This is a genomic window from Bacillus sp. JJ1773 (assembly GCF_036962035.1).
Lineage (GTDB): Bacteria > Bacillota > Bacilli > Bacillales > Cytobacillaceae > Cytobacillus.
Window position 1 is genome coordinate 79,729 of record NZ_JBALNX010000033.1, and the last position, 6,601, is coordinate 86,329.

Annotated in this window: 5 protein-coding genes; all 5 read right to left on the reverse strand. The window is 41.5% G+C overall.

Going from position 1 to position 6,601, the window contains the following annotated elements; translation table 11 throughout:
- Window positions 1-25: 25 nt before the first annotated feature.
- The 5 genes from msrA to V7127_RS09010 all read right to left on the reverse strand — a co-directional run bounded on the left by msrA (window position 26) and on the right by V7127_RS09010 (window position 6,305).
- Window positions 26-988 carry a peptide-methionine (S)-S-oxide reductase MsrA gene (gene msrA / locus V7127_RS08990; protein ID WP_335485052.1) on the reverse strand — a complete coding sequence of 321 codons (963 nt, stop codon included), beginning with the start codon at window positions 986-988 and terminating at the stop codon, window positions 26-28.
- Between the two features lie 88 nt (window positions 989-1,076).
- Window positions 1,077-1,268 carry a hypothetical protein gene (locus tag V7127_RS08995; RefSeq protein WP_335353221.1) on the reverse strand — a complete coding sequence of 64 codons (192 nt, stop codon included), beginning with the start codon at window positions 1,266-1,268 and terminating at the stop codon, window positions 1,077-1,079.
- Between the two features lie 78 nt (window positions 1,269-1,346).
- Window positions 1,347-2,555, reverse strand: coding sequence for an MFS transporter (locus tag V7127_RS09000; protein WP_335485054.1), 1,209 nt, complete (start codon window positions 2,553-2,555; stop codon window positions 1,347-1,349).
- Window positions 2,556-2,754: 199 nt separating this feature from the next.
- Entirely contained in the window at window positions 2,755-4,020 is a 1,266-nt protein-coding gene (locus V7127_RS09005; protein ID WP_335485058.1) for an MFS transporter, read from the reverse strand.
- Between the two features lie 152 nt (window positions 4,021-4,172).
- Window positions 4,173-6,305, reverse strand: coding sequence for an MMPL family transporter (locus V7127_RS09010; RefSeq protein WP_335485185.1), 2,133 nt, complete (start codon window positions 6,303-6,305; stop codon window positions 4,173-4,175).
- Between the last annotated feature and the right edge of the window lie 296 nt (window positions 6,306-6,601).

A 6,601-nucleotide genomic window follows, 5' to 3' on the forward strand; every position in this document is an offset into this window, starting at 1 on the left:
TGTTCCCTTTAACAATCATCATATATTAATGATGTTCAAATAACTTCAAATACTCCCCATACCCTTCATCCGCAAGCTTGTTCTTAGGAATAAATCGCAGTGCAGCAGAGTTTATACAATACCGCGCATGGTCGGGACCAGGTCCATCATCGAAGACATGACCCAAATGGGATTCGGATGTTTTTGAACGGACCTCTATTCTTCTCATTCCGTAAGAGCCATCAAATTTTTCCTCAATTTCTGTTCTTCGCAATGGCTTTGTAAAGCTTGGCCAGCCGCAGCCGGCATCGTATTTATCCTTCGAGCTAAAAAGCGGCTCGCCAGAAATAATATCTACATAGATCCCCTCCTCCGTATGGTCCCAATATTCGTTTTGGAACGGAGGCTCTGTTGCGTTATTTCGTGTTACTTCATATTGAATTGGAGTTAACTCCTTCCTCAATTGTTCTTCACTTTTGCGGTTTTTCCAGTTCTCGCGTATAAATCGCGCACGGCCAGACCCTTCTTTATAAAGATTATAGTGAAGTGGGTTCTTTTTATAATAATCCTGATGCTTATCCTCCGCATTGTAAAAACGGCTGGCCGGCAAAATTTCAGTTGCGATTGGTTTTAGAAAACGGCCGCTCTCAGCCAATTCTTTTCTTGAGGCTTCAGCCATATCCCTTTGCTCTTCATTATGATAAAAAATCGCCGTACGATAGGATAGCCCACGATCATTGAACTGCCCTCCCTCATCGGTTGGGTCAATTTGCTGCCAAAACAAGTCAAGTAATTTTTTATACGGGAAAACGGCAGGATCAAATATAATTTGGACTGCTTCATAGTGTCCAGTTGAATCGGAGCAAACCTCTTCATAAGTTGGATTTTCCTTATGACCGCCTGTGTAGCCTGAAATGACCTCCCTAATCCCCGGCTGCTCATCAAATGGTGATACCATACACCAAAAGCAGCCTCCAGCAAACGTTGCCAGCTCTAGTTTTTCTGACATTCCAAATCAGCTCCTTTCTTTACTTTCTATTATCATACCGCAAAAAAATAGACGAGAGTAGTTTACTCCCGCCTGACTGCAGATTATTCTAAAAAGGTTTATTTGGCTCATAGGTTGGCTGTTGGTTCTGAGCCTGGTAAGCCTGGCTTTTCGCTATCGCCTGTTGTACGCTTTCCTCTAAGGAAAACTCCGTATCTGTCTTGCCAAAATGCCCGAATTGGTCTTGAGCCTCCACTACCCGCTGCTGTTCCTTTGCTTGATCTAACTTTCGCTTTAGCATGCGTGCACACTCCCCTCTATGACTAAAATACATCTATAGAGTTTCCAATCATACGCCCATTATGCGAGTAAACAGTTATTAAAAGGAAACGGCTTTTTTCTGGTTTTCACGACCGATATGACGCTTAAACTGAAGATAGAAATAAACGGTCAATCCAGCCGAAATGATTCCGAAAATCACTACCATCATCTGCAGCCCAACTAAATCCAGTAAAAATCCTGTTCCTAGAAGGACGACCTGGAACATCACTCGATCTAACATACTGCGGAAAGAGAAAAAGCGCCCATGGAATTCTTTCGGCATTCTTGTTTGAAAAATGGTCGCAGCAGTCGGATAAAAGCAGCCAACTGAAAAACCAACAACTGCGAAGGCTGTAACCGTCACTATTTTTGAATCTACAAAGAATAATGAAACTTGTGCAAATCCTACAATAAGCGAGAAGAAAAACATAATGCTATAAGGTGACCAGCGATTACTCATTTTCTTCACGGCAAAAGCCCCTATCATAAAGGCAATCCCTTCAGCCGAATAAATAAGCCCCTTCAGCAATTGATCATCATGAAATTCACTTATTTTTATTACTAGAAGGTTAAAGCCGCCTAAGAATAACAGCGGAACAAGCGATAAAACAAGTGTCATTAATACGATCGGCAGCCCTTTAATGACAGGTAATACCTCTTTAAAGCTTCCCTTTGACTTGGACGTACTCGTGTTTTTCTGCTTAACCGGTTCTTCAATTTTTAATAATAATGTGAATACGAATAGGAAGAAGTAAGCAATAAATGATGAAAGATATAACATAAACAACGACATAGCTACTAGCAGTATGCCTGCTAAGGATGTACCTAAAATCCGGGCAATCGTGGCTACATTCATATGGACTCCGTTCATTCTCAATAAATCTTTTCCATCCACAATTAAAGGAATGGCTGCTTGGAGTGCCGGGAAATAGAATGAAGCGGCAATCTGAATACTAATGACAAAGGCTATAAGCCAAAGAATGGAGCCGGTTTGTAATGCAATAAACATAAAGAGTACACTCACCATTCTCCCTAGACCTGCATAGATCATCACCGTTTTCTTCCTCTTTTGGTCCGTAATCCTTCCTGCAATGGGGCCAGCCAGTATACCGGCTAATAACCCAATCGCCAAAATAACGGACTTCATAAAATCCGATGGCACTTTTTCCTGCATAAATTCGAGGTTTCCAATAATACCCATCCATAATCCAAACCCAGCGATTAATTCCCCACATAAAATGATCCAGACATTTTTGTTTCGCCACATATCCAAATTTCCCCTTAAATTTCATTCGATAATCGAAATATATATGATTATATCCTAAATATTATGATATGGCATTAAAAATACTTGGAAAAAAGTGTTTATTTTCTCATTGAAACGTTGGATGGAAAATAGATCCATATTGGAAATGAAAATTTTAGGCAAAAAAAAGAAAGCAATCCTATTTGCTTTCTCAAATAATTTAAGCAAGTGCTTTCTTAGCTTCCTGCCGCTGTTCCTTAATTAGAAGTCCCCCGATTAGACCGACAAGCGAAAATAGAACCGGGATGATAAATCCGTAGTGATACCCACCTGCAGCCGTACCAAAGTGATCTAATACCTTCCCAAAAATACTTGGCAAAAGAACAGCACTCAGAAAACCGCCTGTATTCGCAAATCCCGAAACAAATCCAACTTCCCTTACATCAAAGGATAGGCGTACAACGGCAAAAGTAAACATATTAGCCCCGTTACAAAAGCCGATGATAAAGAATAGCGAAATCAGCATAAAAAGTGGCGGCTTCCCGCTTAATACAAAAAACACGCTCCAGCAAATAACGGTGATGAAATGAACAACGACATAAGGACGCTTGATCGTCCCTAACCGATTGGCCACCCAGCTCGATAAAGGAGATCCCATAACAGCACCAATCAGACCAATCATAATGAGCTGGCTCGCATCGGAACGTGTCATCCCGTACATGTGCATCCCATATGGCACCGCCCACGAACCGATAAATCCGATATATGTTCCGACAATCCCGAAGTGACAAAAAAAGGTTGCCCATGCTTGGCGGCTTGTAAGGATGCGCCTAAGCAGACTCAGTGTCTTTTCACGTTTTTCACTTATTTTTGGGGAGACAGATGCGGAATTAGTATCGGTTTTAAACATCTGTTTCGGTTTATGAACGAGGACAAAGTAAAGAATAAAGCCGCTTAGCAATAATATAAGACCCGTTGTAAAAAATGGTTTTCTCCAGCCCCATAACGTAATCCACTCAGAAAAAGGAACTGTTGCCAGCAGGAAGCCCAGACTCCCGACCATCCCCGCTATTCCAATCAATCCTACAAATTCATTTCCCTTAAACCACAGGCTTAAGATTAAGACTACGTTTACCCAAATGGTGGCATCCCCGATTCCCACTAACAATCTAGCAAACAAGAGAACATACTCATGCTCTGCCAAACTATAAATCAGCGTCCCTGCACCATTTAATAATGTTCCCGCGATAAGAAAAATATTAGGCCCGAATCGATCTGACAGTATGCCAATTGGTATTTGTAAACTAGCATACGCCAAAAATTGAATACTCGTCAGCAATCCAATGGTCGATGCCGTTACACTAAAGTCCTTCATAATTTGATCTGTAATTAATCCTGGGGCTGTTCTTTGACTTGCGATTACACAATAGGTAAACAAGACTGAGGCAAAAACAACCCATCTATACTTACTATTTTGTTTATCCACTTGTTTCTACCCCTATAAATTTTTTATGATTTCTTCATTATACACTAGATTCTTCGTGTGCCGAACGTTTCTTTTCTATTATATGGAATCCCGCGAAAAAAATCACGGAGCACTTGATGGTGTGTGCTCCGTGATTTTCTGGCCATATTTTATTAATGCCAATTCCCCGCTTTATAGCTCCCTTTTCGAAAAGGCAGCCACCAATTCCATTTCCCAAATAGCTTCATTAAGCTCGGGACGAGCAAAAGCCGAATAATCGTTGCATCAATGACCACGGCAACGGCGATCCCAACCCCGATCTGTTTCACCGGCATCACGTCCGTAAAGGCAAAGGCCCCAGTTAAAACAATCATGATCAAGGCAGCGGAAGTAATAATTTTACTCGTTGTGGCAAGGCCTTCCACAGTGGCCCTGTCATTGTCAAAGGAACTTGCATATTCCTCCTGCATTCTCGATATGAGAAAGACCTCGTAATCCATGCTCAGCCCAAACACGAGGCTAAAGACAAGAACTGGAATAATGAGGGCAATCGTACCGGCTGTCAGTCCAAAATGACCATATTGAAAAATATAAACAAGGATCCCAAACGTTGCTGCTAATCCGATGATATTCATCAGGATTGCCTTAATCGGAATGAGAATGGACTGGAATGCAAGCATCAGAATGAAAAAGGTTGAAACGATAATAACGGTGAGAACGAGCCAAATTTGATTCGAAATTTCATCAAAGATTTCTTGATTAAATTTTGGCTGTCCACCAATGAGTAAATCAAATTCTGTTTCTTTTTCCGATAATTGGCGAGCCCAATCCTGTGCTTTTGTCGAAGCTCCAGAAGCCTTTAAGGTAACGGGAATGAGCAGCTTTTCATCGTTAATGAATGATTCTGTTAACGGTTCGAGTTTGGCCTTCATTTCGGGTACCGTCCATGCCTGTTCCCATTCCTCCGGTGAATGAATCCCACTCAAAGCATAAATGGTTTTGACCTCTTCAACTAGCGGGTCTTTTAACAGATCCTCTTCTAATTTCTTCATCTGTTCTAACCCATCCGTATCCTGCCAGCCATTTTCGCGAGTAGCTACAACAAATGCAGAGGCTTTTTTACCAAGGCCGAATTCATCCTCCAGCAGCTCATAGGCTTGACGGGAATCATACGATTCAGGCAATGAATCAATTTGCGGAATCGTTAAATTCATTTCTTTTGCAGGGATAAGAGCAATTCCTAATAAAATAAGAGCGATGATCGTAATGATAACAGGACGCTTTATGACTGCATTTGCGAAAAGGCGCCAGCGATCAGTCCCGTTTTGGTTTACTTTTAGCAGCTGCCACTTATCAATTTTATCCCCTAATGCGATTAAAACAGATGGCAGCAGCGTGATGGAAGTGAGTACTGCCATCGCAACAACAATCATCCCGCCTATAGCGATATTTTGAAAAATCTCAACTCGAATGAACAGCATAGCGCCTAAACCGATAAACACACAAAAGGCAGAAAAAATGACTGATCGCCCAGCTGTCCGAATGGTTGTAGAAACCGCCTCAAACAAGTTAGATTTTTTCCGTTCCTCCCGATACCGGCTAATAAACAATAGCGCAAAATCAATGCTCAGCGCGAGCCCCAGCATCGGAATGATGTTCATGACAAAAATAGATAAATCCACATGGCCGCCTACTATCGTCAGCGTTCCAAAGGAAACAAGAATCGTTGTAATTCCAATAATTAGCGGAATCGTTGAAGCAATAACCGTTCCAAAAGCAAAAAGAAGAACGATCACTGCAATAGGAAGGCCAATCGCTTCTGCAATCATTAAATCCTTTTGACTGGCTGTATTGATATCCTTGGAAATCGCAGGTGCCCCTGTCAGCACAATTCCCTCTTCATCTCCAATTGTTTCACGAATATCTGTTACGACTTGGGTCATATCCAGATCCTTATCATCAAATTGAAGAATCGCATAAGCTAGCTGATCTTTATAGAGTGTCGGATCTTCTAAAGGCGAGGTAATGGTAGAAGCAACACCAAGTTCCTCTACTTTTTTTACCATATCCTCGATTTTTTTATCGCTAGCTTCGTTGAAAACGAGGAACATGGTTTCTACTGGCATATTGAATGTATCCGCAGCGATATCCATAACCTCCGAATGCTCCCCATTCATCCGAAACCCATCGCCCTGCAGCATAGCTGGAAGCCGGATAGCGAAAAACGACATAACAACCGTCAGTACTATCCATGCCAAAATGATATATTTATATGTTTTCGTTACAAAACGTGCTAATGTCCGAATAGTCCCTCTCCTCCTATCCTTACAATTACTTTTACCTTTTTAGTTTAGCTGATGAGTAGGGAAATGTCTCACAAAAGAAGGCTAGACTAAGGAATTTAGAGTGAATAAGGTGTGCGAAATTTTTATGATGAGTGTATTTTTCGTGAGGGACGCTAAACAAGGTCCATGAATATTTCATAGTAAGCGTTTTTATCGAAGGGTCCCCGAAACGCGTGCCATGAACACTTCATAGTGAGTGTTTTTATCGAGGGGACTTCGAAACTCGTGCCATGAACACTTCATAGTGAGTGTTTTTA

Bases quoted from the DNA above. Each gene is read 5' to 3' on its own strand.
- msrA (WP_335485052.1), bottom strand. From the start codon at position 988: ATGTCAGAAAAACTAGAGCTGGCAACGTTTGCTGGAGGCTGCTTTTGG.
- V7127_RS08995 (WP_335353221.1), bottom strand. From the start codon at position 1,268: ATGCTAAAGCGAAAGTTAGATCAAGCAAAGGAACAGCAGCGGGTAGTG.
- V7127_RS09000 (WP_335485054.1), bottom strand. From the start codon at position 2,555: ATGTGGCGAAACAAAAATGTCTGGATCATTTTATGTGGGGAATTAATC.